Source organism: Bradyrhizobium sp. WU425 (genome assembly GCF_021052305.1).
In the GTDB taxonomy this organism is placed as follows: Bacteria; Pseudomonadota; Alphaproteobacteria; order Rhizobiales; family Xanthobacteraceae; genus Bradyrhizobium; species Bradyrhizobium canariense_D.
Window position 1 is genome coordinate 4,779,122 of the sequence record NZ_CP088089.1, and the last position, 23,020, is coordinate 4,802,141.

Annotated in this window: 22 protein-coding genes and 1 pseudogene; 17 read left to right on the forward strand and 6 right to left on the reverse strand. The window is 64.8% G+C overall.

Going from position 1 to position 23,020, the window contains the following annotated elements:
• The first annotated feature begins 330 nt into the window (after positions 1 to 330).
• The 10 genes from lptF (at position 331) to BcanWU425_RS23305 (ending at position 10,665) form a co-directional block, all read left to right on the forward strand.
• The gene (gene lptF, locus BcanWU425_RS23260; protein WP_018459093.1) at positions 331 to 1,500 is read left to right on the forward strand and encodes an LPS export ABC transporter permease LptF; all 1,170 of its coding nucleotides are present in this window, start codon (positions 331 to 333) and stop codon (positions 1,498 to 1,500) included.
• Positions 1,497 to 2,594 (forward strand): LPS export ABC transporter permease LptG, encoded by a 1,098-nt coding sequence (gene lptG, locus BcanWU425_RS23265; protein WP_018459094.1) that lies wholly within the window; start codon positions 1,497 to 1,499, stop codon positions 2,592 to 2,594. Before lptF ends, lptG begins: the two co-directional genes overlap by 4 nt.
• On the forward strand, positions 2,594 to 5,083 hold the full coding sequence (locus BcanWU425_RS23270; RefSeq protein WP_204510995.1) for an LPS-assembly protein LptD: 2,490 nt from the start codon (positions 2,594 to 2,596) through the stop codon (positions 5,081 to 5,083). Before lptG ends, BcanWU425_RS23270 begins: the two co-directional genes overlap by 1 nt.
• A gap of 69 nt (positions 5,084 to 5,152) precedes the next feature.
• Positions 5,153 to 6,079, forward strand: a complete 927-nt coding sequence (locus BcanWU425_RS23275) for a SurA N- domain family protein (RefSeq protein ID WP_026233734.1) — start codon at positions 5,153 to 5,155, stop codon at positions 6,077 to 6,079.
• Positions 6,079 to 7,095: a 4-hydroxythreonine-4-phosphate dehydrogenase PdxA gene (pdxA, locus tag BcanWU425_RS23280; RefSeq protein WP_085352922.1), complete on the forward strand. Its 1,017-nt coding sequence runs from the start codon at positions 6,079 to 6,081 to the stop codon at positions 7,093 to 7,095. The genes BcanWU425_RS23275 and pdxA overlap by 1 nt, the downstream gene beginning before the upstream one ends.
• Complete coding sequence (gene rsmA, locus BcanWU425_RS23285) at positions 7,092 to 7,952, forward strand: 16S rRNA (adenine(1518)-N(6)/adenine(1519)-N(6))-dimethyltransferase RsmA (protein WP_018459098.1); 861 nt, start codon at positions 7,092 to 7,094, stop codon at positions 7,950 to 7,952. The genes pdxA and rsmA overlap by 4 nt, the downstream gene beginning before the upstream one ends.
• Positions 7,953 to 7,968: 16 nt before the next feature.
• Entirely contained in the window at positions 7,969 to 9,027 is a 1,059-nt protein-coding gene (locus tag BcanWU425_RS23290; RefSeq protein WP_018459099.1) for an alcohol dehydrogenase, read from the forward strand.
• A 90-nt stretch (positions 9,028 to 9,117) separates the two neighbouring features.
• A complete protein-coding gene (locus BcanWU425_RS23295; RefSeq protein WP_018459100.1) occupies positions 9,118 to 9,279 on the forward strand; it encodes a Flp family type IVb pilin in 162 nt (53 codons plus the stop codon).
• 71 nt (positions 9,280 to 9,350) lie between these two features.
• A complete protein-coding gene (locus BcanWU425_RS23300) occupies positions 9,351 to 9,587 on the forward strand; it encodes a hypothetical protein (RefSeq protein WP_018459101.1) in 237 nt (78 codons plus the stop codon).
• A 361-nt stretch (positions 9,588 to 9,948) separates the two neighbouring features.
• The gene (locus BcanWU425_RS23305; protein ID WP_085352920.1) at positions 9,949 to 10,665 is read left to right on the forward strand and encodes a Crp/Fnr family transcriptional regulator; all 717 of its coding nucleotides are present in this window, start codon (positions 9,949 to 9,951) and stop codon (positions 10,663 to 10,665) included.
• 9 nt (positions 10,666 to 10,674) lie between these two features.
• On the opposite strand, the gene BcanWU425_RS23310 is transcribed toward BcanWU425_RS23305, so the two are convergent.
• Entirely contained in the window at positions 10,675 to 11,412 is a 738-nt protein-coding gene (locus tag BcanWU425_RS23310) for a Crp/Fnr family transcriptional regulator (protein WP_204510994.1), read from the reverse strand.
• Positions 11,413 to 11,570: 158 nt separating this feature from the next.
• Between BcanWU425_RS23310 and BcanWU425_RS23315 the strand changes: the two genes are divergently transcribed.
• Entirely contained in the window at positions 11,571 to 11,810 is a 240-nt protein-coding gene (locus BcanWU425_RS23315) for a hypothetical protein (protein ID WP_204510993.1), read from the forward strand.
• Between the two features lie 17 nt (positions 11,811 to 11,827).
• Entirely contained in the window at positions 11,828 to 12,529 is a 702-nt protein-coding gene (locus BcanWU425_RS23320; RefSeq protein WP_018459105.1) for a Crp/Fnr family transcriptional regulator, read from the forward strand.
• 63 nt (positions 12,530 to 12,592) lie between these two features.
• Here BcanWU425_RS23320 and BcanWU425_RS23325 read toward each other — a convergent pair whose 3' ends face one another.
• Both BcanWU425_RS23325 and BcanWU425_RS23330 read right to left on the reverse strand, forming a co-directional pair.
• Positions 12,593 to 13,207, reverse strand: coding sequence for a hypothetical protein (locus BcanWU425_RS23325; RefSeq protein ID WP_018459106.1), 615 nt, complete (start codon positions 13,205 to 13,207; stop codon positions 12,593 to 12,595).
• A gap of 166 nt (positions 13,208 to 13,373) precedes the next feature.
• Positions 13,374 to 14,366, reverse strand: coding sequence for a LysR family transcriptional regulator (locus BcanWU425_RS23330; protein ID WP_018459107.1), 993 nt, complete (start codon positions 14,364 to 14,366; stop codon positions 13,374 to 13,376).
• A 113-nt stretch (positions 14,367 to 14,479) separates the two neighbouring features.
• Between BcanWU425_RS23330 and BcanWU425_RS23335 the strand changes: the two genes are divergently transcribed.
• The 5 genes and pseudogenes from BcanWU425_RS23335 to BcanWU425_RS23360 all read left to right on the forward strand — a co-directional run bounded on the left by BcanWU425_RS23335 (position 14,480) and on the right by BcanWU425_RS23360 (position 20,087).
• A complete protein-coding gene (locus BcanWU425_RS23335; RefSeq protein ID WP_085395982.1) occupies positions 14,480 to 15,460 on the forward strand; it encodes a Bug family tripartite tricarboxylate transporter substrate binding protein in 981 nt (326 codons plus the stop codon).
• On the forward strand, positions 15,460 to 16,071 hold the full coding sequence (locus tag BcanWU425_RS23340) for a dioxygenase family protein (protein ID WP_026233735.1): 612 nt from the start codon (positions 15,460 to 15,462) through the stop codon (positions 16,069 to 16,071). Before BcanWU425_RS23335 ends, BcanWU425_RS23340 begins: the two co-directional genes overlap by 1 nt.
• Positions 16,072 to 16,862: 791 nt before the next feature.
• Positions 16,863 to 18,208 (forward strand): annotated as a pseudogene (locus BcanWU425_RS37440) (caspase family protein).
• Positions 18,209 to 18,236: 28 nt separating this feature from the next.
• On the forward strand, positions 18,237 to 18,725 hold the full coding sequence (locus tag BcanWU425_RS23355; RefSeq protein WP_204510992.1) for a hypothetical protein: 489 nt from the start codon (positions 18,237 to 18,239) through the stop codon (positions 18,723 to 18,725).
• 150 nt (positions 18,726 to 18,875) lie between these two features.
• Complete coding sequence (locus BcanWU425_RS23360; RefSeq protein ID WP_231188585.1) at positions 18,876 to 20,087, forward strand: hypothetical protein; 1,212 nt, start codon at positions 18,876 to 18,878, stop codon at positions 20,085 to 20,087.
• Here BcanWU425_RS23360 and gmk read toward each other — a convergent pair.
• From gmk to mltG, 3 genes are all read right to left on the reverse strand, one after another.
• Complete coding sequence (gmk, locus tag BcanWU425_RS23365) at positions 20,020 to 20,679, reverse strand: guanylate kinase (protein WP_018459113.1); 660 nt, start codon at positions 20,677 to 20,679, stop codon at positions 20,020 to 20,022. The two genes, BcanWU425_RS23360 and gmk, sit on opposite strands and share 68 nt — an antisense overlap.
• A 3-nt stretch (positions 20,680 to 20,682) precedes the next feature.
• Positions 20,683 to 21,570: a YicC/YloC family endoribonuclease gene (locus BcanWU425_RS23370; RefSeq protein WP_018459114.1), complete on the reverse strand. Its 888-nt coding sequence runs from the start codon at positions 21,568 to 21,570 to the stop codon at positions 20,683 to 20,685.
• A 118-nt stretch (positions 21,571 to 21,688) separates the two neighbouring features.
• Positions 21,689 to 22,963 carry an endolytic transglycosylase MltG gene (gene mltG / locus BcanWU425_RS23375; RefSeq protein ID WP_204510990.1) on the reverse strand — a complete coding sequence of 425 codons (1,275 nt, stop codon included), beginning with the start codon at positions 22,961 to 22,963 and terminating at the stop codon, positions 21,689 to 21,691.
• Positions 22,964 to 23,020: the final 57 nt, after the last annotated feature.

A 23,020-nucleotide genomic window follows, 5' to 3' on the forward strand; every position in this document is an offset into this window, starting at 1 on the left:
TCAAAAACATTGCGCTTTTTACCGATCGGCGGTCCCGGCCACGGGCCGGAGCTGAACGGCGATTCACTGAGCGTGCCGCACTATGGGCCACCGGCCCGGCAGATGCCAAGCACCCCCCGTGGCCGAGGGGCCACAACGAGGGAAATATTAACCATATATTGAGGGTGCCACGGGGCAGCCATTTTGTTGACGGATCAAAGGGATGGTACTGAGAGAGTAAGCCGGCGGATGAGATGGTTGGCCGACCTTGGGGATCCCCTTGCGGGGATTGGTTGGACAGCCGGAATTCCGGCCGGCATTGGGGACTTGGTGGGATTCGTGCGGTAGCGCATGGGGTCAATCGATAGGTATATCTTCCGCACGACGCTCGCGTCGTTTGCGCTGGTCCTGGTCAGCCTCACGGGCGTGATCTGGATTACGCAAGCGTTGCGCGGCATCGACCTGATGACGAGCCAGGGTCAGACCATCCTGACCTTCCTCGGGATCACCAGCCTCGTCGTGCCCGCGCTGGTCCTGATCATCTCGCCGATCGCGCTGATGATCGCGATCTCGCATACGCTGAACAAGCTCGCGACCGATTCCGAGATCATCGTGATGAATGCCGCCGGCTTCTCGCCATTCCGGCTGTTCTATCCGTTCTTCTACGCCACCTGCGTGGTGGCGCTGCTGGTCGCCTTCATCGCGGCCTATCTCGCTCCCGACGGCATGCGGCGGATCAAGCAGTGGGACGCCGAGATCACCGCCGACGTGCTCACCAACATCCTGCAGCCCGGCCGCTTCGCCCAGCTCGACAAGAACCTGACGATCCGGATTCGCGAACGCCAGCCCGGCGGCATCCTCGCCGGCATCTTCATCGACGACCGCCGCGATCCGAACGAGCGGGTCTCGATCGTCGCCGAGCACGGCGAAGTCGTGAAGAACGAGACCGGATCGTTCCTGGTGCTGGAGACTGGCAATCTCCAGCGCTTCGAGGCCGGCAAGCGCGATCCCGCGCTGGTGGCGTTCGGCCGCTACGGCTTCGACATGTCCAAGTTCTCGGGCCAGGGCCGCGACGTCACCCTCGGCATCCGCGAGCGTTATCTCTGGGAGTTGCTCTCGCCGTCCGAGGACGATCCCGTCTACAAGCAGATTCCCGGCCAGTTCCGCTCGGCCCTGCATGACAGCCTGCTGGCGCCGATCTATCCCTTCGCCTTTGCCGTGCTGACCTTTGCGTTTCTGGGTGCGCCTCGCACCACGCGCCAGAGCCGCAATTTCTCGATCGGCTCCTCGATTCTTGCCGTGTTCGGCCTGCGCATGGCCGGCTTCGCCTGCTCGGTGATGGCGGTGAAATCGCCGGGCGCGGTGCTGGTCCAATATGCCATGGTCATTGGTGCCATCGGCGTCGGGCTGGCGATCATCATTGGCGGCCTTGTGGTCGAACCGCCGCCGCGCCTCATGGAGGCCATCAACAGGTCGAACGCGCGCATCGCGCGGCTGTTCGGACGGCCGGCCACCGCATGAGCATGCTCACCAACACACTCGGGCGCTATTTCGCCGGCCGTTTCGTGGTCGCGGCGCTCGGCGTGTTCGCCGGCATTTTCCTGCTGCTGGTGCTGGTCGATTACATCGAGATGGTGCGCAAGACCTCAGGGCTCGCATCCGCCTCCGCAGTCATGGTGGCCGAGACCTCGCTGTTCCGCGTGCCGCAGCTTTTGGAGAAGCTGACGCCGTTCTGCATGCTGATCGGCGCCATGACCTGCTATCTCGCCCTCTCCCGCCGGCTCGAGCTCGTCGTCGCGCGCGCCGCCGGCGTCTCCGCATGGCAATTCATCTCGCCGGCGCTCGGCAGCGCGCTCCTGATCGGCGTGATCGCCACCGTCGCCTACAATCCGATGTCGGCCAATCTGCGCGAGCTGTCCAAGCGCATGGAAGCCGAGCTGTTCGGCTCGGCGCCCGGCGGCGGCATTCAGGACGCCTCCGGCTTCTGGCTCAACCAGAAGACCAGCGACGGCGAGACGATCATCAATGCGGCGCGCAGCGAGCAGCAGGGTATCCGGCTCACCGGACTCACGCTGTTCCGGTTTGACACAGAGCAGCACTTCAAGGAACGGGTCGAGGCGCGCGAGGCGACGCTCGAGGCCGGCCGTTGGCTGTTCAAGGGCGTCCGCCGCTTCTCGCTGGATTCGCCGCCGGTCGATCAGGCCAGCCTGGAGATTCCGACCACGCTGACCGAGGCCCAGGTCCGCAACAGCTTTTCCACACCCGAGACTGTGTCCTTTTGGCAACTACCGAGCTACATCCGCTCATCCGAAAGCTCGGGCTTCGCGACAGCCGGATACCGACTCCAGTATCAGAAGCTTCTGGCACAGCCGTTTTTGCTTGCAGCCATGGTGATGCTCGCGGCCTCCGTGTCGTTGCGCTTCTTCCGGATGGGCGGCGTGCAGAAGATGGTTTTGAGTGGCGTGGGCGCAGGCTTTCTGCTCTACGTTCTGTCGAAAGTGACTGAAGATTTGAGCAAGGCTGAGTTGATGCATCCGATCGCTGCGGCGTGGTTGCCCGTGGTGGTGGGCGGCCTCACCGGCTTTTTGGCCTTGCTGTATCAGGAGGACGGATAGTGACGGCCGTCCACCGAGGGCCCGTGTCTCGTTTGACGCGGCGCACATTGGTGCGCGCGAACGGGTGTGGCTTGTCCATTCGCAGATTCCTGCTTGCTGTCGCCGCCGTGGCATCGCTCGGTGGCGTGATGGACGTTGCCGCCGTGACGCCGGCATTCGCCCAGAGCTTCACCTACAATCCGCTGCCGCCGCGTGCGAAGCCGCCGAAGGCCGTCAACGACAACCAGATGCTGGTTCAGGCGACCGAGGTCGATTACGACTACAACAATTCGCGCGTCTCCGCGGTCGGTAACGTCCAGCTGTTCTACAACGGCACCAGCGTCGAGGCCGACAAGGTCATCTACGACCAGAAGACCAAGCGGCTCCATGCCGAAGGCAACATCCGTATGACGGATGCCGACGGCAAGATCACCTATGCCGAGATCCTGGACCTGTCCGACGACTACCGTGACGGCTTCGTCGATTCGCTGCGCGTTGATACGGCCGACCAGACCCGCATGGCGGCGAGCCGCTCCGATCGCTCCAGCGGCAACTACACGGTGTTCGAGAACGGCGTCTACACGGCCTGCGCGCCGTGCAAGGACGATCCGAAGAAGCCGCCGCTCTGGCAGGTCAAGGGTGCGCGCATCATCCACGACCAGCAGGAGAAGATGCTGTATTTCGAGACGGCGCAGCTCGAATTCTTCGGCGTGCCGATCGCCTATATGCCCTATTTCTCGACGCCCGACCCGACCGTGAAGCGCAAGACCGGCTTCCTGATGCCGGGCTTCACGTCGAATACGCCGTTCGGCTACGGCGTCGAGGTTCCGTTCTACTGGGCGATCGCGCCCGACATGGACGCCACCTTCAACCCGCGCATCACGTCCAGGCAGGGCGTGCTGTTCCAGGCCGAATTTCGCCAGCGCCTGATGGACGGCGCCTATCAGATCCGCGTCTACGGCATCGACCAGCTCGATCGGAGCGCGCTCGCTGGCCAGCCCGGCGACAAGCAGTTCCGCGGCGCCGTCGACACCAAGGGTCAGTTCGCGCTGAACGACAAATGGGTCTGGGGTTGGGACGGTGTCCTGATGTCCGACTATTATTTCTTCTCGGACTATCGGTTGTCGCAATATCGCGATCCGCTGGGCTCGTTCCTGTATCTGCCGACGGATGCACTCTCGCAGCTTTACCTGACCGGTGTCGGCAATCGCAGCTTCTTCGACGCGCGCACGATGTACTGGCTGAGTTACTCGGGCAACCAGAACCAGGTGCCGGTCGTCTACCCCGTGATCGACTACTCGAACGTGCTGAACTATCCAGTCTTCGGCGGCGAGTTCAGCTACAAGACCAATTTCGTGAACCTGTCGCGTGACACCGCGGTGTTCGATCCGATCACGACGCTCGCCAACACCAACAGCCTGTGCACGACGGTGTCGGCCGATCCGCTCGCGCGTACGCCGTCGCAGTGCCTGCTGCGCGGCTTCCCGGGTACCTACACCCGCCTGACGGCGGAAGCGCAGTGGCGCAAGTCCTTCACCGATCCGTTCGGTGAAATCTGGACGCCGTTCGCCATTCTCCGCGCCGACGCGATCAACTCCTCGGTCTCCAACCAGCCGGGCGTGTCGAACTATTTGCCCGTCGGCGATACCCAGGCGCTCCGCCTGATGCCGACCGTGGGCCTCGAATACCGCTACCCCTTCATCAACGTTCAGCCCTGGGGTTCGACCACCATCGAGCCGATCGCGCAGATCATCATCCGGCCGAACGAGACCTATGCCGGCAAGCTCCCCAACGAGGACGCGCAGAGCATGGTGTTCGACGCCTCGAACCTGTTCAGCGTCGACAAGTTCTCCGGCTACGACCGTGTCGAGGGCGGCGGCCGCGCCAATGTCGGCGTGCAGTCCACCACGCAGTTCGACAGGGGCGGAGCCATCAAGACGCTGTTCGGCCAGTCCTACCAGCTGTTCGGCATGAACTCCTTCGCGGTCCAGGACTCCATCAATACCGGCGTGGATTCCGGCCTGCAAAGGCCGCGCTCCGACTATGTGGCGAGCGCCGCCTATTCGCCCAACAGCACCTATACGTTCAGCGTTCGCTCGCGCATGGACGAGCAGACCTGGAACGTGCAGCGCTTCGAGGCGGAAGGCCGCGCCAACTTCAACCGCTGGTCAGTCAGCATGCTGTACGGCAATTACGCGGCGCAGCCGGAACTCGGCTATCTAACCCGCCGCGAGGGCATCCTGACGTCAGGCTCGATCAAGCTCGCGGCCAATTGGGTGGTCACGGGCTCGGCGCGCTGGGACCTTGAGGCCAACAAGATCAACCAGTATGTGCTCGGTGCCGGCTACGTCGACGATTGTTTTGTGCTCGGCTTGAACTATGTAACTGCGTATAGCTATTCCGCAGGCTCGACCCCGCCCGTGCTGAACCACGCGATCATGTTCCAGATCGGCCTGCGCACGCTGGCGAACACAGCGACCACCAGCAGTTCCGGCGGCGGACTCCAGTGAACGGTTTGAAGGTGCCGGCCGCGTGTTCCCGATCGCAGGTTCACCTCGGCTGACATGCGAGCGACAAATATGACGATCCCATTGCCTGTCTTCCGCCTCTTCCTCATCCTCGCCGCCCTGCTGCTGGCGGGCGCGCCGTTGCGTGCGCAGAACATCGTCTTGATGGTCAACGGCGATCCCATCACCGACTTCGACATCGAGCAGCGCTCCAAGCTCGACCAGCTGACGACGCAGAAGACACCGGCCCGCCAGGACGTCATCAACGAGCTGATCGACGACCGGGTGAAGATGAAGGAAGGCAAGAAATATGGTGTCGACCCCGGCGTCTCCGACATCAACCAGTCCTACGAGGGCATGGCGCAGCGCATGCGCATCTCGCCGGACCAGCTCACCAAGTCGCTAGAGGTCAAGGGCGTCCGCCCCGAAACCCTGAAGAGCCGCATGAAGGCCGAGATGGTCTGGACCAGCCTCGTGCGCGGCCGCTTCAAGGAGAAGCTGCTGGTCGGCGAGAAGGACGTCGCGCAGGCCGTGCAGGCCCAGACCGGCGACAAGCTGCAGATCGAGGGCACCGAATACAAGATGCAGCCGATCGTGCTGATCGTGCCACGGGGCTCGTCGCCGGCGTTCCTGGAGACACGGCATAAGGAAGCCGAGCAGTATCGCTCGCGCGTCGGAAGCTGCGAAGAAGCCAATTCGCTGTTCCGCTCCACGCCGAACGCCACCATCCGCGACGTCGTCACCAAGACCACCGCTGAATTACCCGAGGCGCTGCGTAAGGTGCTCGACGACACGCCGATCGGCCACCTGACCGCGCCCGAGACGACCAAGGCAGGCATCGAGATGGTGGTGCTGTGCTCGCGCAAGCCGACCATGATCGACACGCCGAAGAAGCGCGAGGTCCGCGAGAAGATGTATCAGGAGAAGTACGAGAAGACCCAGAAGACCTATCTCGAGGAGCTCCGCAAGGCGGCGATGATCGAGTATCGCAACCGCTGATGGCCAAGCAGCCTGCCAAGCCCCTCGCCCTGACGCTGGGAGAGCCTGCCGGCATCGGCCCCGACATCACCATCGCAGCCTGGCTCAAGCGCCGCGAACTGGACCTGCCCGCCTTCTATCTGCTCGGCGACGAGGCGCTGATCGCCCGCCGCGCCAAGGCGCTCGGCGCTGCCGTCAGGATCGCTTCGGTGACCACCGGCGAGGCCGAGGCCGCCTTCCCCGAGGCCCTGCCCGTGGTTGCGTCCGGCGAGCCCGCGAGCGCCGCGCCCGGCAAGCCCGACGCATCGAGCGCGCCGGCCGCGCTCGCCTCGATCCGCCAGGCGGTCACGGATGTCCGCGAGGGCCGCGCCGGCGCCGTTGTCACCAATCCGATTGCCAAGAGCGTGCTCTATCGTGCCGGCTTCCGCCATCCCGGCCATACCGAATTCCTCGCAGAACTCGCCGCGGAAGACGGCCCCACCCCGCAGCCGGTGATGATGCTGTGGTCGCCGCGGCTCGCCGTAGTGCCCGTGACCATCCACGTCTCCTTGCGCGATGCACTGGCCCAGCTCACCAGCGAGCTGATCGTCTCGACCGTGCGCATCGTCGCGACCGAACTCAAATCCCGCTTCGGCATCGCGAATCCGCGCATCGCGATTTCCGGCCTCAATCCGCACGCGGGCGAGGACGGCTCGCTCGGCCACGAGGAGCAGACCGTGATCGCGCCGGCGATCAAGACGTTGCGGGGCGACGGTATCGAGGCGAAGGGACCGCTCCCCGCCGACACCATGTTCCACGAAGCCGCGCGAAACAGCTATGACTGCGCCGTCTGCATGTACCACGACCAGGCGCTGATCCCGATCAAGACTGTGGCCTTCGATGACGCGGTCAACGTCACGCTCGGACTGCCCTTCATCCGCACCTCGCCCGACCACGGCACCGCCTTCGACATCGCCGGCACCGGCAAGGCCAATCCGGCAAGCCTGATCGCTGCGTTGAGGCTTGCGAGCCGGATGGCGGCTGCGAAAACCCGATGAGCACGATCGATGACCTCCCGCCGCTTCGCGAGGTCATTCGCCAGCACGCCTTGTCGGCGCGCAAATCGCTCGGCCAGAACTTCCTCCTCGACCTCAATCTCACCGCGCGCATCGCGCGTGCGGCGGCTCCACTCGAGGATTCCACCATCATCGAGATCGGCCCCGGCCCGGGCGGGCTGACGCGCGCCCTGCTCGCGCTCGGCGCCAGACGCGTCATCGCCATCGAGCATGACGAGCGCGCGATCCCTGCCTTGCAGGATATTGCTGCGCGCTATCCCGGCCGACTCGAGATCGTCCATGGCGACGCCATGACCTTCGACCCGCGCCCGCTGCTATCAGGCGAAAGAGCAAAAATCGTCGCCAACCTGCCCTACAACATCGCGACCCACCTCCTCGTCGGCTGGCTCACCACCGAACCCTGGCCGCCCTGGTACGAAATGATGGTCCTGATGTTCCAGCGCGAGGTCGGCGAGCGCATCGTGGCGCGCGAGGACGAAGAGGCCTTCGGCCGACTCGGCGTGCTCGCCAATTGGCGCTGCGAGACCAAGATCCTGTTCGACATCGCGCCGTCCGCCTTCGTGCCGCCGCCGAAGGTTACGTCTTCCGTTGTGCGACTGATCCCGCGCGAAACGCCTCTCGCCTGCGATCGCAAGCTGCTCGAACAGGTCGCGGCCGCCGCCTTCGGCCAGCGCCGCAAGATGCTGCGGCAAAGCCTGAAGGCGCTCGGCGCCGATCCCGCGCGGCTCGCCGCAGCTGCCGGCGTCGATGCGACGCGGCGCGCGGAGACCGTTCCGATTTCCGGCTTTGTTGCCATGGCCCGTGAATTGGCCAATATACGCAGCGAAACAGAGAGATAATTTCGGAGGAAGAAATATGGCGTTGATGCGTCGGCAGTCCCTCGTCAAGTTCGATGCGCCGCTGTGCGAGACCATCGTCGAGACGCCGAAGCCGCAAGGTCGAGAGGTGCTGGTGCGGATCGAGCGTTGCGGCCTCTGCCACTCCGATCTGCACATCCAGGACGGCTACGCCGATCTCGGCGGCGGCAAGAAGCTCGACACCACGCGCGGCATGACGCTGCCCTTCACGCTCGGCCACGAGATCGCGGGCGTGGTCGACGAAGTCGGCCCCGAGGTATTCGCCGGTCTCGTCGGCAGCAAGAAGGCGGTGTTTCCGTGGATCGGTTGCGGCCAGTGTCGCGACTGCGCCAATGGCGACGAGAATCTCTGCGCCAGACAGCGCTTTCTCGGCGTCTCCATCGACGGCGGCTTCGCCACCCACGTGCTGGTGCCCGACGCGAAATATCTGCTCGACTACGATCCCCTGCCCGTCAACCAGGCCGCGACGCTGATGTGCTCCGGCGTCACCGCCTACGGCGCGCTCAAGCGCCTGGTCGACCGGCCGCGCCAGCGCAACCTCCTGCTGATCGGCCTCGGCGGTGTCGGCATGATGGGCCTTTCCTTCGCGGCGGCCATGTTCAAGCAGCCGATCACGGTCGCCGACCTCAGCGGTGCCGCGCGCGAAACCGCGCTGAAGAACGGCGCGGCGGTGGCCTACGATCCGGCCGAGCCCGACGTGGTCAAGCGCATCCTCAAGGAAACCGATGGCGGCTTCGACGAGATCGTCGACTTCGCGGGCAACGAGAAGTCCATGGCTTTCGCGGTCGCCGTCGCCGCGCGCGGCGGCAAGATCGTGGTCTCCGGCCTGATGGGGGGCCAGTTCACGTTGCCGATGGTGCAATGGGTCTACAAGCGCATGACCATCGAGGGCTTCATGGTCGGCACACTCACCGAGGCTCACGAGCTGATGGCGCTCGCCCGCGCCGGCAAGATCAAGCCGACGCCGATGCGCGAGGAGCCGATGGCCGACGTCCAAACATGGATCGACGAGCTTCGCGCCGGCAAGGTCGTCGGCCGCATCGTGCTCAAGAACTAGAAACTGACGCAGACCCGTGTTCCAAATTGGGGAACCCGCTCTCTGCAGAATACGGTCCTCGCCAGCTCTCTTTTTGGATTTCTGGCAACCATGCAGACGATCCGCCGCTTCCTCGCCGACGAGTCCGGCGCCACAGCGATCGAGTACGGCCTGATCGCCGCCGGCATTGCGCTTGCGATCATCGCCGTCGTCAACAATCTCGGCGCGACGCTGAACAAGAAGTTCACCTCGATCGGCAGCTCGCTGAAGTAGCGGGCACGCGCGCCAATTCAAAGCATTCGTCTGTCCCGCGGAACGGCAACGGCCGCGCCGCGTTGGCAGCCATGTCCATTCGCTGCACCGTCGAGAACGCATTCTTCATCGCCTGGAGTTTCCTGGAGCAGAGCGGAGAGCTCGGCTCCCCGGACGAGACGGCGAACGTCCTGCTCGACGCCATTGAGGCCCAGCTCAGGACCGGCGAGCGCCGGCAACTGATGCTCGCCAACAGGGCGATCGATGCCTATCGCGCCCACGCGGAAAAAGGCCGGCCCGCGCACGATTGCGAAGCACGCTTCGGGTGACGAACTTCGGGTGATGAACATCCCGGCCGCCCTCGGGCCCGCCGGCCCGGCGGCGTTGAGGTATAGGCCGGCGGTCCGTCGGGCAGAGCGCACGGGCTGCGGCGCTCCGCGACGAGCGCGCTACGCTGGAGCCGCGCCCCTGCTGTGTGCACTCCTGCACAGAGCTCGCATTGTTGAAGGCCGCTGGGTTCGGCTGCGCCATTGCCTCGTCCCATGCCTTGCCAAAACTTTCTGGAATTCCGCAAGCCGGAGGCCATTTTTCAACGGCTGAAAAACGCCTTGTGTGCACTTTGGAACCGTCGGCTCCGTCACGGAAACGTAGGGTTCTGGCCGGTGCCGATTCCCGGCCAGAGCAAGACATGTGACCGGTCGGCCCCAGAACGATCTTCTCCAGCAGCTCAGCCGCCCGGATTTCGAACTGCTCGCGCCGCACCTCCAGCCGGTCGAACTCGAGGCGAGCCACATCCTTTATCATGCCGGCGACGAGGTGGCGGCGGTCCATTTTCCCTGCCGTTCCACGCTCGTGTCGTTCGCCGTGCCGGTCGAGGACGATCGCGAGGTCGAAAGCCTGCTGGTCGGGCGCGAGGGCGCGGTGGGCATTGCCGCCGGCCGCAGCGCCTCGCTGGCCTATTCGCGCATCGTCGTGAAGCTGGGCGGCACCCTGCTGCGGCTGCCGCCGCGCGTGCTCGAGCAGGCCCAACAGAGGTCGGCCACGCTTCTGCAAATCTTCTCTCGCTACGCCGACTGCCAGTTCGCGCAGCTGCTCCAGACCGCGGCCTGCAATGCCGCGCATTCGATCGAGCAGCGCGCCGCCAAGTGGATCATCTCCGCGCAGGAGCACGTCGGCGGCCCCGAGATCCCCCTCACCCATGAGCAGCTGGCCGGCATGCTCGGCGTGTCCCGCAGCTATGCCAGCCGCGTCATCCAGATGTTCAAGGCCAGGCGGATCCTCGCGACACGCCGCGGCGCCATCCTGATCCTAGATGCGCCGGCGCTCGAAGCCAGAGCCTGCTCCTGCAACGACTGGGTGAAGAAGCACTTTGACGAGGTGATGGGACGCACGGCCGCGGACGGTTAGCTTTAGGTCTCACGCATGCGGCGGCGATTGGCGCTTCAAGTGCAGATAGGTCGGACTGAAGCCTCCGAGCCGCTGCAATTCGCGCCATTTCATGACGATGAGCTCGCCGTCGTGCATGTCCATGGTCCCGCTCCGCCTGAGGTCGGCGAGCGTCCGGTTCACCGTCGCGATCGCCATACCCAAGGTCTCGCCGAGCTGCGCCAGGCTGAGCGGCAGGCGGCAGCGATTGCCGCGGACGAGCTGCGCTGCGCGGGCGCGGTAGAACAGCTCGCAGAACAGGTGTGCCATGCGCGCGTGCATCGGCCGGGCGCTGTTGTTGGTGATGGCCTCGCGAAAGATCGCGGCATCGAGCAGGGTCTCGCGCCAAACCGACAGTGCGAAGGTCGGCCGTCGCCGGAAGGCAATGAACAATTCGCGATGCGGGATGAAGGCCACCGAGGCAGGCCCGAGGGCGCAGAGGCCATGGTCCATCTGGTCGATGAACAAGCCCTGGGAGTCCGGCAGGTCGCCGGACAGATGGAACGCGAGGTATTGCCGCCGGCCGCTGTCGAGCAAATGGTAGCGCGCGATCATGCCGGAGACGACCAGCGCCGAATGCTCGGGTTCGTCGCCCTGACGGATGAAATCCTCGTTCGGCGCGAACTCGCGCTGCAAAAAGGTCAGCCCGCGAATTTCGGCGACATCCTCCTGGGCGAGTGCGGTGTGCTCGCCCAAGTTCCGGATCAGCACGTCATGCGCTTTTTCCATAGGTCCCGCCAAAAATCCTGCCGGTTCGATCAAATGATACATCTGGCCCGTATCCAGCGGACTAGAACGCGGGTCGGAAGCACAGGTTGCTACCGGTCTGCGACATTACTTGGTCGCAGCCCACCGTCCCTCGATCGCTGACTGCGCCCGCCATTCGCATGAGCTCTACGACGATCCTGAAGCGCATTCGCCACCTGTTCGCATCGGAGTCGGGCGAGCACCTGGACAGTATCAGCGCTGCCTTCGAGCGAGGCACGCTGAAGGAGCCGGCGCGGCCGATGTCGGATCAGGAGCTTGCGCGCGCCATCCGCGAGTTCCAGGCGGTTCCCGTGTCCGATTGGACCATCGCGAAACTCTCACGATGCCTGCTCGAGCCGGCGATGCCGGGTGACGACTGAAACACCTCCTCCTCTCCATGCCGCACCCCAAGTTCATCGCACATCTCCAGGCGATTGAAGGCCTCTCCGACGACGAACGCCGCCAGATCGCGGCTCTGCCGTCCACGCTGCGCCAGGTCTCCGACGGCGAGACCCTGCTGCGCCAGGGTGAAGATACCTCTCGCTGCGTTTTCGTCGTCAGCGGCTTCCTCTATCAGGCGCGCATCGTCGGCGATCGCAGCCAGATCCTCGCCTTCCACGTTCCCGGCGACATGCCGTGCCTCCACACGCTGCTGGTCTCGCCGATGGATGCGGACCTCGTCGGTCTTGGCCCTTCCCTCGTCGGCTACGTCGCACACAGCCAACTCAAGCAGCTGCTCGACGGCTCCATTCACCTGACCCGCGCGTTCTGGCGCGAGACGCTGATCGATGCGGCGATCTCGCGACAATGGATCGCGCGCCTCGGCGCACAGGCGGCACTGCCGAAGGTGGCCCATCTGATCTGCGAGCTCGCCGCAAGGCTGGAGGTCGTGGGCCTCGTCAAGAACGGCCGCTTCCAGATGCCGATGACGCAGCGGCACGTCGCCGATGCCTGCGGACTGTCGATCGTCCACGTCAATCGCACCATCCAGGAGCTGAGAGGGCGCCGATTGATTGCCTGGGAGGGAAGCGAGATCGAGCTGTTGCAACCCGACGAGCTCCGCGCGCTCGCGGATTTCACGCCGGATTATCTGACCTGACAAAGACGGGCGGCGTCCCAACGAACGACATTCGAACCGGCACAGCAAAAGCGATCCCCCGCCTCACGATCGCGATGGCTTTATCCGCCATGATTTGAGCAACGGGCCGCCGGCACCCAGCACGGGATCGGTCTTCGGCTTGCGGACCTTGGCGACGCGTTTGCTGGCGTCAGGACGCTCTCGCGTGTCGGTGCACTCGTCATACGTCCCCTCCTGCGGATACGCTCCGACGACCAGGAAGTCCCGGCTGGACTCGATCAGTCGGTGTCCGGTGCCTGCGGGAAGGACCAGAACATCTCCGGCCTTCACGCTCAGGATTCGCCCCTTGATCCCGCCGCACTCGATCCTGGCCGTGCCGCGTGCCACGCCCATCACTTCGTGGATCTGCGAATGATAGTGGACAAAGTCATAAACCGTATCGCGCCAAGAGCGGCCCCAACCGTGACGATCGAACAGCGTGTCGATGATGACCTCTGGAGCAAAACGCCGGGTCTTCAGGTTCACCGCGCCGCGATAGAGCAAGACGGGAAAATGCGGGTTATTCGGCACGATGCCATCGTCCTGGAAACGGATGGCTGTCGGCTTCCGAGCCCGCACGAGCGCCCGCAGCGTTGCCGCGTCGGGGTGATCCTCAACGAACTTCTTGGCGAGATTTTTGATCTGGTCCTTGATCGGCATGGCGTCTCCTCAGCCGCAATTAAACGACGGCCGGAAGCATAAGTTTCCCGAGGTGATCCGGTTGGACCGCCATCTCCTCGGCGTCATTTCCGGCGAAGACAAGCATTCCAGAAATCGTTCCGCGGCAGCACTCCGGAATGCTCGCTGCGCTCGCCCGGCCAGCGCCTTACCCCGGGGTAGCCGACGATGGCCGCGCAGGAGCGGAACGACGCGCGTTTCGCTTACCTGCGAGCGGCTTTGCGACCTCCCGGGCGCACTCGACGAGCAGCCGCTGAGCAGGGTTTGGCGTTCTGCCCTTCATCGCAATGATCCCGATCGGCCACATCTGAATAGGCATTTCCACCGGTAAAACCTTCATCGACAGCCGCTTCGCGCTGAAGTGCAACATCGATGCCGGAAGGAAACTCAGGAATCGTTCCGACGAGAGCAACGCCGACTGCATAAGGATCGAATACACGGTTACGCTGGCACGTGGCACCTCCAGCCCGGAGGCGTGAAATGCGTTGGCAATCCAGCCGCCCGGAAAGCTTTCGCGCGGCGGCAGGCACCAACGCTCGTTGACCAGCTCGTCGAGGCGGATCTTGCGCCGCCCCACCCACGGACTGTGCAAGCCTGCGACAACGACACCGCTTTCGTGCAACAGCACTTCGACATCGGTATCGGCAGCCGGTGTCGGGCTCGGCAGGCGCCCTATCATGAGGTCGATGTCGTGATTGCGCAGATGACGATCCTGAAGCTCCGGCGGTTCGCCCTCGATGATGTGAAGCGCGAGCCTCGGATATTGCCGGGATAGCCGGTCAATGATGGCCGGCAGTAGTCCGGCCATCACGGGCTCGGTGCTGCCAATGCGCAATTCACCCACCGCGGGATCAGCGAGCGATTGCAGCTCGTCGACGCCACTCCGCAAATCGTTGCACAAAGCAATGCTGCGCTTGAGCAAGGCCTTGCCGTAAAGCGTGGGCTCAACGCCGAGCCGGCTGCGCTCCAGAAGCGGAAGGCCGATCGTTTGCTCCAGGCTTGCGATCATCTTGGATATGACAGGCTGAGAAATTGCTAGGTGCTCGGCCGCCTTCGCCATGCTCCCGTATTCCACGACGGCGATAAACACGTTCAGTTGCCGCAGCTTGATCCGACGGCTGATCTGGGATGCATCGAGCATGCGACCCTTTCCGAAATGGAATAGAACTATCGAGAAATAGAACTTTTCTTATATAGGTCCGCGGGACAAGCTGCAATTCGCGTTACCCTCCACCGCCAAGGATTGGAGCAGCCATGTCGAACATTCACGTACCCCGTCGCACCTTCCTGCTCGGAAGCCTCGCGGGATTGTTGCTGCCCGGCAAGGTCGCCGCGCAGCCTTATCCGTCCAATCTCATACGTGTTGTCGTCCCTGCCGGCGCGGGGACACCGCCCGACATCATCAGCCGCATGATCGCCGACGAGCTCGCGGCCAATGAAGGCTGGCGACTTGTGGTGGAAGATCGCCCCGGTGCGCTGCAGACCATTGCCATGAACGACGTGAGCGGTCGTCCGGCGGACGGCTATACACTGCTGACCATGAGCCTTCCGATGACGGTCACCCCGGCCCTGCTTCCGAAGGCGGAGACACGGGCGGATGTGGATTTCGATCCGGTGATCAAGATATCGAAATCCTACACCGTGCTCGTTACAACGCCTTCCTTGCCGGTCGACTCGTTAGCCGGTCTGGTGGCGTTGCTCAAGAGCAAGCCAGGGAAGCTCAACTTCTCTTCCGCGGGCTTCGGCACCCCCTCGCACCTGATCGGCGAAATGTTTGCATTGCAGGCGGGCGTGCGCGCCACCCACGTGCCCTACCAGCAGTTTTCCCAAGCAATCACCGATCTGATCAGCGGCAACGTCCAATACATGTTTGTCACCACGCTTCCGGTTATTGACCTCATTGCGACCGGCAAGTTGCGAGCGCTTGCCGTCACCGCCCCCACCAGGATTGCTGCCCTGGGAGACATTCCCACTGTGATCGAGGCAGGCTTTCCCGATCTGGTGACAGCCGATTGGATCGGCTTTGCAGCGAAGCGTGGAACGGCTGCGGAAGTAACGTCGCAGCTCAACAAGGCAATTAACAAGGTACTTCTCGAGCCGAAGATCCGCGCTTCCCTCGACAAGATAGGAGCCGTAGCCGTGGGTGGCACCGCCGCAGAATTTGGTGAGGGAATCCGGAGTGACATCGCCCACTGGGCCAAGGTCGTCAAGGATGCGGATATCAAGCTGCCTTGATGAGCCAGACCCCATCCAAAGCCCAGACGAGTGGCCGCGATGCAGCAGCATTGGCGATCACGCCGCCGCAGATTGTCGGCCCGTTCTACCCGGTCTCGGAGCACCCCGATCTGGCAACCGATCTGGCGCGTCCAAGCGGCAGCACCGCTGAGGCGCTGGGCCAGCTCATCCATCTCAGCGGACGCGTGCTCACGCGTTCGGGAGCGCCGGTGCCGCATGCACGCATTGACATCTGGCAAGCCAACGCGGCGGGGAAATATCGTCATCCGAGTGATATCAATCCGGCGCCGCTCGATCCCAATTTCAAAGGCTTCGCGCGTCTCACAACGGATGCGGCCGGGCACTACAGCTTTCGTACCGTCAAACCGGGCCGCTATCCGACAGCAGAGGGCGAGGTCAGGCCGCCGCACATTCATCTCACCGTTGAGGGGCGGTTCGATTGCCTGGTGACCCAGTTGTATTTCGCTGGCGAAGAAGAAAACGTGACCGACCGCTGGCTCAATGCGGCCCCGCATCCGGAAAGGTTAATCGTTACTCTGCAAAATTCGCCATCACGCCTTGAGAGGCATGCGTTGATCGCGCATTTCGACATTGTTCTTGCCAGCGGATGACAAGCGTTTCAGGTGGCTCCAAGCCCGATTTGGGTCGTTCGCCACCGGCGCTGACGCGTCGGGCAAAACACCCCCGTCAAGGCCTCCGCGCAAAAATATTTCGCTTTTCCGAATTTCGGATTTGTGGCATACGCCCGTCATCCTGGCCCTGCCAAAGGGGCGTTCGCGACCGTCACGACATGCGGGCCGGGTGGCGGTGGACGCGGCAGCGACGGCGCGGGCGGCGTGACGACAGGGCGGGCAACCGTGAGTCCTCGCGCGACGCGTACGACACGGCGCTGGAGAGCGGGCTTGTCGGTCATCGGGGGTGAGCACACGCAAGCCCTCGATGATTTCGGCCGGACCGTCCGCGGATGGAGAAGTCGTGTGGTCCTGACGCCCGGGGTCTGTGCGTCAAGCCTCGCGGTGATGTGGCGGCCCGACCGGGCGCGCGCATCATCGATCGGCCAGGCGACGGGGGCAATAGTGCATCGCTCCCCGGGGAGAGCACGAAGGACACCGTTAAAACCATCCGCGCAGGGAAGGCCGGGCGATCGGCCACCCTATCGGTCCACCCCGTGTGCATTCCTGTAGCGCACGGACCAACGGGTGCCGCCGGCGCCCGACCTTCCCTGCGCCCTTTGGCCTCCAGTTGGGCGATGAACGGCAGCAAGGTTCGGGCAGAATCTGCCGCGGGAACGCGCAAGCGTGCGCCCTCCCCGGCGCGACCGGCCAACGCTGTACACACTGTCGCACCGCTTTTCGCCCGCGCCTCGAGCTGGTAGAATGGCGATATTGTTTGGGGAATTTTGATGCGCGCGAGGATTTTCAATCGCGTCCCGGGGCTGGCGATGCTGGTCGCAGCCCTGCTCGTCGTCGCAACGCACCCGGCATCGGCCGAGAAGCGCATCGCGCTCGTGGTCGGCAACTCCGCCTACAAGAACATCACGCCGCTCGACAATCCATCCAAGGACGCGAGCCTGATGGCGGACACGCTTGGCCTGCTCGGCTTTACGCTGGTCGGAGGCCGCGCCCAGCTCGATCTTGACAAGGGCGCGATGGATCTGGCGGTGCAGAGCTTTGGCCGGCAGGTGCAGGGCGCCGACGTCGCGCTGTTCTATTATGCCGGCCACGGCGTGCAGGTCTCGGGCGCCAACTATCTCGTGCCGGTCGGCGCCAATCCGACCCGCGAGGCCGACGTCGACTTCCAGATGACCGATGTCAACCTCGTGCTGCGCCAGATGCAGGATCGGGCACGCGCCTCAACCTCGTGATCCTGGACGCCTGCCGCAACAACCCCTTCGGCTCACGCGGCCTGCGCGCCTCCGATGGCGGCCTCGCGCAGATGCGCGCGCCCGAGGGCACGCTGATCTCCTACGCAACCCAACCCGGCAACGTCGCCCAGGACGGCAGCGACGGCCACAGCCCCTACACCAAGGCCTTGGCCGCGACGGTCCGGACCGCGGGCCTCGACGTGTTCCAGACCTTCAACCAGGTCGGCCTCGCGGTGAAGCGCGCCACGTCCGGCGCGCAGCAGCCCTGGGTGTCGTCCTCGCCGATCGACGGCACCTTCTATTTCGTCGCCCCCACGCAAACCGCGCCGCCGCAGGTCGCAGCGATGCAGCCCGATCCGCCGCCGGCGGATCGGCTGCGCGCCGATCCGGACCGCGTCCCCTTGCGCGATGCCGCCCTGCTGAGCGAACTCAGCGAGCGGCTCTACGAGCTCAATTTCGATCCTGACAGCCCTGATGGACTGACCCGCGCGATCACGAAACTCCAGCAGCGGATTTCCATGGCGCCGACGGGCGAAGCCACCGAAGGCCTGCTGTTGCGGATGCGCAAGATGGAGGACCTGAAGCCATGGGGCTCGATCGTCTACGGCCCCGACGGCAGCAAATGGGGCATCTCCTGGAACCACGCCTCGCGGCGCGCGGCGGTGGCGGATGCGCGCGGCAATTGCGCCGGCGCCAAATGTCCGATCGAGCTGTCTTTCTATGGCAACCGCTGCGGCGCGTTCGCGATCTCCGACAAATCCTGGTCGCTGGTCCAGCGCGACAGCGTGCAGCGCGCGAAAGATGCCGCGCTTGACGAATGCGGCAAGGCTGGCAAAGCTTGCCGCATTATCGGTTCCGTCTGTGCCGACGGCTCCGGCCGCTGATACGATTTTTCATTCTGGATTTTTACTCATGCGCGCCATCATCCCTGCGATTGCCCTGACCGTCTTCCTGTCCGCCGTCGGCGCTCCACCGTCCGCCGTTGCGCAGTCCGGCAGCGCCGGCGGCTCGATCGGCAATGACGAGAAATCGCTGTCCGGCTCGCGGTCGGATCGTTCCGCCGAGCCGGCCCCCTCGGCGCGTCGCAGCAAGCCCGCCGAGGAGCCGCGCAGCTCCTCGCGACGCGGTGGTGGAGGCGGTGGCGGGAGTTTCGACGGCGCCTGGATGGTCGTCAGCGTCGGCTGCGGCGGCACCACGTCCGGCGCGGTCGTGGTCTCCTCGGGCAAGGTCATAGGCCAAGGCGTCACGGGTACCGTCAGCGCGAGCGGCGCGGTCAGCACGTTCGGTCAAGGTGATGGCGTGACCTTTACCGGCTCGGGCCGCCTCGCTGCCCGCAGCGGCTCCGGTTCCTTCCGCCGCTCGGACGGCTGCGGCGGAACCTGGACTTCGACCAAGCAATAGCAGCGAAAAAGTCTGGTTTCGCGGGGGAACGAACGCCGCGCAAGCCCGATTCAGGCCACATCCTCTCCGGATTTGCGGCTCATTGCCACCCAAGTCTTTGACGACAAAGGGAAGGTAACGAGTTGCGTCATGCGTAATCGGGAGACCAGGATGGGCAACCGCACCGCAAAATTCTTATCTGCCCTCGTAGGCAGCATCATTGCCGGCGCGCCACTTGCCGCCGTGTCGCAGAATGCATCGACGCCACCGAGCACGGCAAATGCCGCGAGCGACTGCCTTGGCTCGCCAAAGGGCGCCGCGCCGCAGGGCCAGCATTGGCATTATCGCCTCGAGCGCGCGACCAAGCGGCAGTGCTGGTATCTGCGCGCCGAAGGCGGCAAGGCCACCCAAACCGCACAGACTGCGCCCGATACGCCTGCAGCGGATTCAGCCGTGCCGCAGCAGCACTCGGTCGAGGACGCGCGCGCCGAATATCTGACGCCGCAGAGCATCGCCGCCGTGAAGACGCCTGCACAGGCGGGACCGGCGCCGACGCAGCAAGCTGCGAACCCCTCCGCTGACGCCAACGCACAGCAGCCCGCCGTCGCCGGGCGCTGGCCCGACGCCTCCACGGCGTCCGCCGCGCCCACAGAGCAGCCGTCGCCTGCACCTGTCGCGGCCGCCGCGCAGCCGACCGCGAAGCCGGCGAAGTCCCCTGCTCCGATGGCTCTGGCCGCGGCAGACAGCACCGCCGACAAGCAGACCGGCTCGCTCCAGATGCTGCTGCTCGTGATCGGCGGCGCGCTGGCGCTTGCCGGCATCCTCGCCAGCGTCATCTACCGCTTCGCCGGTGGACGCATGCGCGTCCAGGCCGCCGACCAGCGCCGCGTCAACTGGGACAATTTTGAGCCGCACGATCACGACGATGGCCGTGCACCCTGGCTCAACGCTGCGCCCGCCGGCGCGCCGCACGCTCGGCAGCCCCGCCCGGTGGATTTCGATGCCCTGCGTCCGCAGTCAACCCAGCTCAAGACCGCGCAGCTCGCCGCGATCGATCGCGAGATCGATGTGATCGACGAGCTCGCCCCGCAAGCGCAAGACCAAGTCCACGTCGAGGCCGCAGAGCTCGACGAGGCCGATATCTTCAACGGAGAATTCCAGATCGACGCCGCACCGCAGCTCGCGGCCAACGACGTGAATGACGAAGAGCCGGCCGGCCATGACGACGCGGGAGTCGAGAACGCCATCGACATCGACGTGATCACGACGATGCTGGAACGGTTGGCGAAGGACGGGCCGCGGCTGACGCAGCCTACTAGCCTTGAAGTTGACCTTGCAGACCTCGCACGAAGCCCACGAGGCCGGTCTGCCGCTCGCGCTTGAGGCGTTCGGCCTTCAGGATCGACTGCACCTCGGCGAAGGCCTCGTCAACGTCGTGGTTGATGACGATGTAGTCGTACTCGGCCCAGTGGCTCATCTCGTGGCTGGCGCGGCTCATGCGCTTGCGGATCACCTCGTCGGAATCCTGCGCGCGCGAATGCAGCCGCTTCTCGAGATCGGCAGCCGAGGGCGGCAGGATGAACACGCTGACGACGTCGGCGCGCGCCTTCTCTCGGAGCTGCTGCGTGCCCTGCCAGTCGATGTCGAACAGCACGTCCTGCCCGGCTGACAGCGCCGCCTCGACCGGCGCACGCGGCGTGCCGTAACTGTTGTCGAACACGGTCGCCCATTCCAGCAGCTGGTCGGCTTTCACCATCGCGCCGAAGGTAGCCTTGTCGACGAACGAATAATCCCTGCCGTCGACCTCGCCCGGCCGCATCGCCCGCGTGGTCGCCGACACCGACATTCGAAGGCCGGGCATACGGTCGATCAACATGCGCGACAGCGTCGTCTTGCCCGCGCCCGACGGCGAGGACAGCACGAACATCAATCCGCGCCGCTCGACACCATCAGTTCCGTGACCGCCAATCGTCATCGATCACTCCAGATTCTGGACCTGCTCGCGGAACTGCTCGACCACGTTCTTCATGGCGAGCCCCGTATTGGTCAGCTCGATGTCGTTCGACTTCGAGCAGCAGGTGTTGACTTCGCGGTGAAACTCCTGCGCCAGGAAGTCGAGCTTGCGCCCGACCGGGCCGCCCTTGCCGATCAGCTCGCGCGCCTGCGCGATGTGCGAGGCGATCCGATCGAGCTCCTCGCGGATGTCGGCCCTGGTCGCAATCAGGATCGCTTCCTGCATCAGGCGGTCGGAATCAAAACGGTCGGAGGTGTCGAGGAGGCTCGCGATCTGCTCGGCGAGCCTGGCCTTGACCGCCTCGGGCTTGCGACCCGGCGCGGCCTCCGCCTTCTTCGCCAGCTGCTCGACCTCGTCGACGCGCTGGATCAGGATCTGCCCGAGCGAGGTCCCCTCACGCTTGCGCATCTCGACGAGTTCGGCGAGCGCCTTGTCGAAGGCATCCGCGGCGGCGGCGCGCGCGGCCTTGTCCTCCTCCTCGTCGCCCTCGGGCTCGGCGACCTCAATGACCCCCTTGATGGCCAAAAGCCCGTCGACGCTCGGCGCGACCGCATCGACCTTGCCGGCGATCACGGCGGCGGCCTTGAGGACGGCGTTGAGCACGTCCTCGTTGACGCGGACGCTGGTGGCTGCATTGGCCCGCTTGACGGTCAGATTGGCGTAGACGGTGCCTCGTGAGAGCAGCTCGGCGGCGCGCTTCTTGGCATGAGCCTCAAGCTCGTCGAACCCCTGCGGCAGCCGCACCCGCAAGTCAAAGCCCTTGGCATTGACCGACTTCAATTCCCATTCGAACGTATACGGCCCACTCGCGCCGTGGCTTCGGGCAAAGCCGGTCATGGACGACAACGCCATCAGGTCAATTTCTCCAGAAGCACGGGATTCGCGCGGCCATCAAGCCACGCGAATCTTAAGACTATTTTGCAGGAAAATGTAATCCGCAAAGTCCCGCGGGGCAGGTCTACGCGCAGGCCTAGCGCTGCACCACCGGGGGCGAGGCCTGCACCGCGCCTTGTCGGGCCGGCGGCGGACCCGCGGGGCGAGCGGCCGGCGGCTTCTTCTGCTGGTTGGGGCGTGCCGGCGTCGTCGCCGTCGGCGTATCGGCGGCGCCGGGCGCGGCGCCGGCCGGCGGCTGCGCGTCCTCGGCCGGCTCGACCGTGTCGTTCTGGATCTGCTTTTCCATGGCGCGCAGCTTGGCGACGTTCTTCTGGTGCGCGTCGTAGGTCTCGGTAAAGGAATGCCCGCCGGTACCATCCGCGACGAAATAGAGGTCGCGGGTACGGGCCGGGTTGGCGGCAGCCTCGAGCGAGGCGCGGCCGGGGTTGGAGATCGGGCCCGGCGGCAGGCCCTCGATGACATAGGTGTTGTAGGGCGAAGGCTGCGTGATCTCGCTGCGCTTGATCGGACGGCCGAGCGTGCCCTTGCCGCCGACGAGGCCATAGATGATCGTGGGATCGGACTGCAGCTTGATCCTCTGCTTCAGGCGATTGACGAACACCGCGGCGACACGGCTGCGCTCGTCAGGCTTGCCGGTCTCTTTCTCGACGATCGAGGCCAGCGTCACCAGTTGCTCCGGACTCTTGACCGGAATGTCCTGATTGCGGCGCTCCCAGATCTCGGTCAGCACGCGCTTGTGCGCCTGCTGCATGCGCTGGATCACCTGATCGCGCGGGGTGCCGCGCGGGAACTTGTAGGTCTCGGGCAGCAGCGTGCCTTCGCGCGGCAGCTCACGCACGCTGCCGGTGAAGATGTCGTTGTCGGACAGGCGCGCCACGATCTGCTCGGAGGTGAGGCCCTCCGGAATCGTCACGGCATGCTGCACCACCTTGCCCTCGACGATTGTGGCAATGACGTCGCGCAAGGACGCGTTCTTCTGGAACGAGTATTCACCGGGCTTGAGGTCCGAGCTCGCCTTCAACGCAGCGACGCTGGCAATGAACGCCCACGGATTGACGTCGGTCACGCCTTCCCGGTTCAGCGTCTCGGCGATGTCGCGCTTGCCGGCGCGCTGCGGGATGTTGACGATCTTGTCTTCCTTCAGCGGTCCCGGCGCCTCGAGCACCTGCCGGCCGTAATAGTACACGCCGCCCGCACCGATCATTGCAATCAGCAGCAGGGTGATGATGGCGTTGCCGACGATCACGAACGGATTGCGCGCGCGGTCCGATCGCTTCGGCGGCGGCGGGACCTGCTCGGGCTCGAGCGCTGCCCGCGGGCTCCGGGGCGAAATGGGCGGCCTTTCACTCATCGAAGCAACCTGAATCCTGCCGGTTCAAATGCGACCCGACAATCGCTTGTCTGGCCA

Bases quoted from the DNA above. Each gene is read 5' to 3' on its own strand.
- lptF (WP_018459093.1), top strand. From the start codon at position 331: ATGGGGTCAATCGATAGGTATATCTTCCGCACGACGCTCGCGTCGTTT.
- lptG (WP_018459094.1), top strand. From the start codon at position 1,497: ATGAGCATGCTCACCAACACACTCGGGCGCTATTTCGCCGGCCGTTTC.
- BcanWU425_RS23275 (WP_026233734.1), top strand. From the start codon at position 5,153: ATGACGATCCCATTGCCTGTCTTCCGCCTCTTCCTCATCCTCGCCGCC.
- pdxA (WP_085352922.1), top strand. From the start codon at position 6,079: ATGGCCAAGCAGCCTGCCAAGCCCCTCGCCCTGACGCTGGGAGAGCCT.
- rsmA (WP_018459098.1), top strand. From the start codon at position 7,092: ATGAGCACGATCGATGACCTCCCGCCGCTTCGCGAGGTCATTCGCCAG.
- BcanWU425_RS23290 (WP_018459099.1), top strand. From the start codon at position 7,969: ATGGCGTTGATGCGTCGGCAGTCCCTCGTCAAGTTCGATGCGCCGCTG.
- BcanWU425_RS23295 (WP_018459100.1), top strand. From the start codon at position 9,118: ATGCAGACGATCCGCCGCTTCCTCGCCGACGAGTCCGGCGCCACAGCG.
- BcanWU425_RS23300 (WP_018459101.1), top strand. From the start codon at position 9,351: ATGTCCATTCGCTGCACCGTCGAGAACGCATTCTTCATCGCCTGGAGT.
- BcanWU425_RS23310 (WP_204510994.1), bottom strand. From the start codon at position 11,412: ATGGAAAAAGCGCATGACGTGCTGATCCGGAACTTGGGCGAGCACACC.
- BcanWU425_RS23315 (WP_204510993.1), top strand. From the start codon at position 11,571: ATGAGCTCTACGACGATCCTGAAGCGCATTCGCCACCTGTTCGCATCG.
- BcanWU425_RS23320 (WP_018459105.1), top strand. From the start codon at position 11,828: ATGCCGCACCCCAAGTTCATCGCACATCTCCAGGCGATTGAAGGCCTC.
- BcanWU425_RS23325 (WP_018459106.1), bottom strand. From the start codon at position 13,207: ATGCCGATCAAGGACCAGATCAAAAATCTCGCCAAGAAGTTCGTTGAG.
- BcanWU425_RS23330 (WP_018459107.1), bottom strand. From the start codon at position 14,366: ATGCTCGATGCATCCCAGATCAGCCGTCGGATCAAGCTGCGGCAACTG.
- BcanWU425_RS23335 (WP_085395982.1), top strand. From the start codon at position 14,480: ATGTCGAACATTCACGTACCCCGTCGCACCTTCCTGCTCGGAAGCCTC.
- BcanWU425_RS23340 (WP_026233735.1), top strand. From the start codon at position 15,460: ATGAGCCAGACCCCATCCAAAGCCCAGACGAGTGGCCGCGATGCAGCA.
- BcanWU425_RS23355 (WP_204510992.1), top strand. From the start codon at position 18,237: ATGCGCGCCATCATCCCTGCGATTGCCCTGACCGTCTTCCTGTCCGCC.
- BcanWU425_RS23360 (WP_231188585.1), top strand. From the start codon at position 18,876: ATGGGCAACCGCACCGCAAAATTCTTATCTGCCCTCGTAGGCAGCATC.
- gmk (WP_018459113.1), bottom strand. From the start codon at position 20,679: ATGACGATTGGCGGTCACGGAACTGATGGTGTCGAGCGGCGCGGATTG.
- BcanWU425_RS23370 (WP_018459114.1), bottom strand. From the start codon at position 21,570: ATGGCGTTGTCGTCCATGACCGGCTTTGCCCGAAGCCACGGCGCGAGT.
- mltG (WP_204510990.1), bottom strand. From the start codon at position 22,963: ATGAGTGAAAGGCCGCCCATTTCGCCCCGGAGCCCGCGGGCAGCGCTC.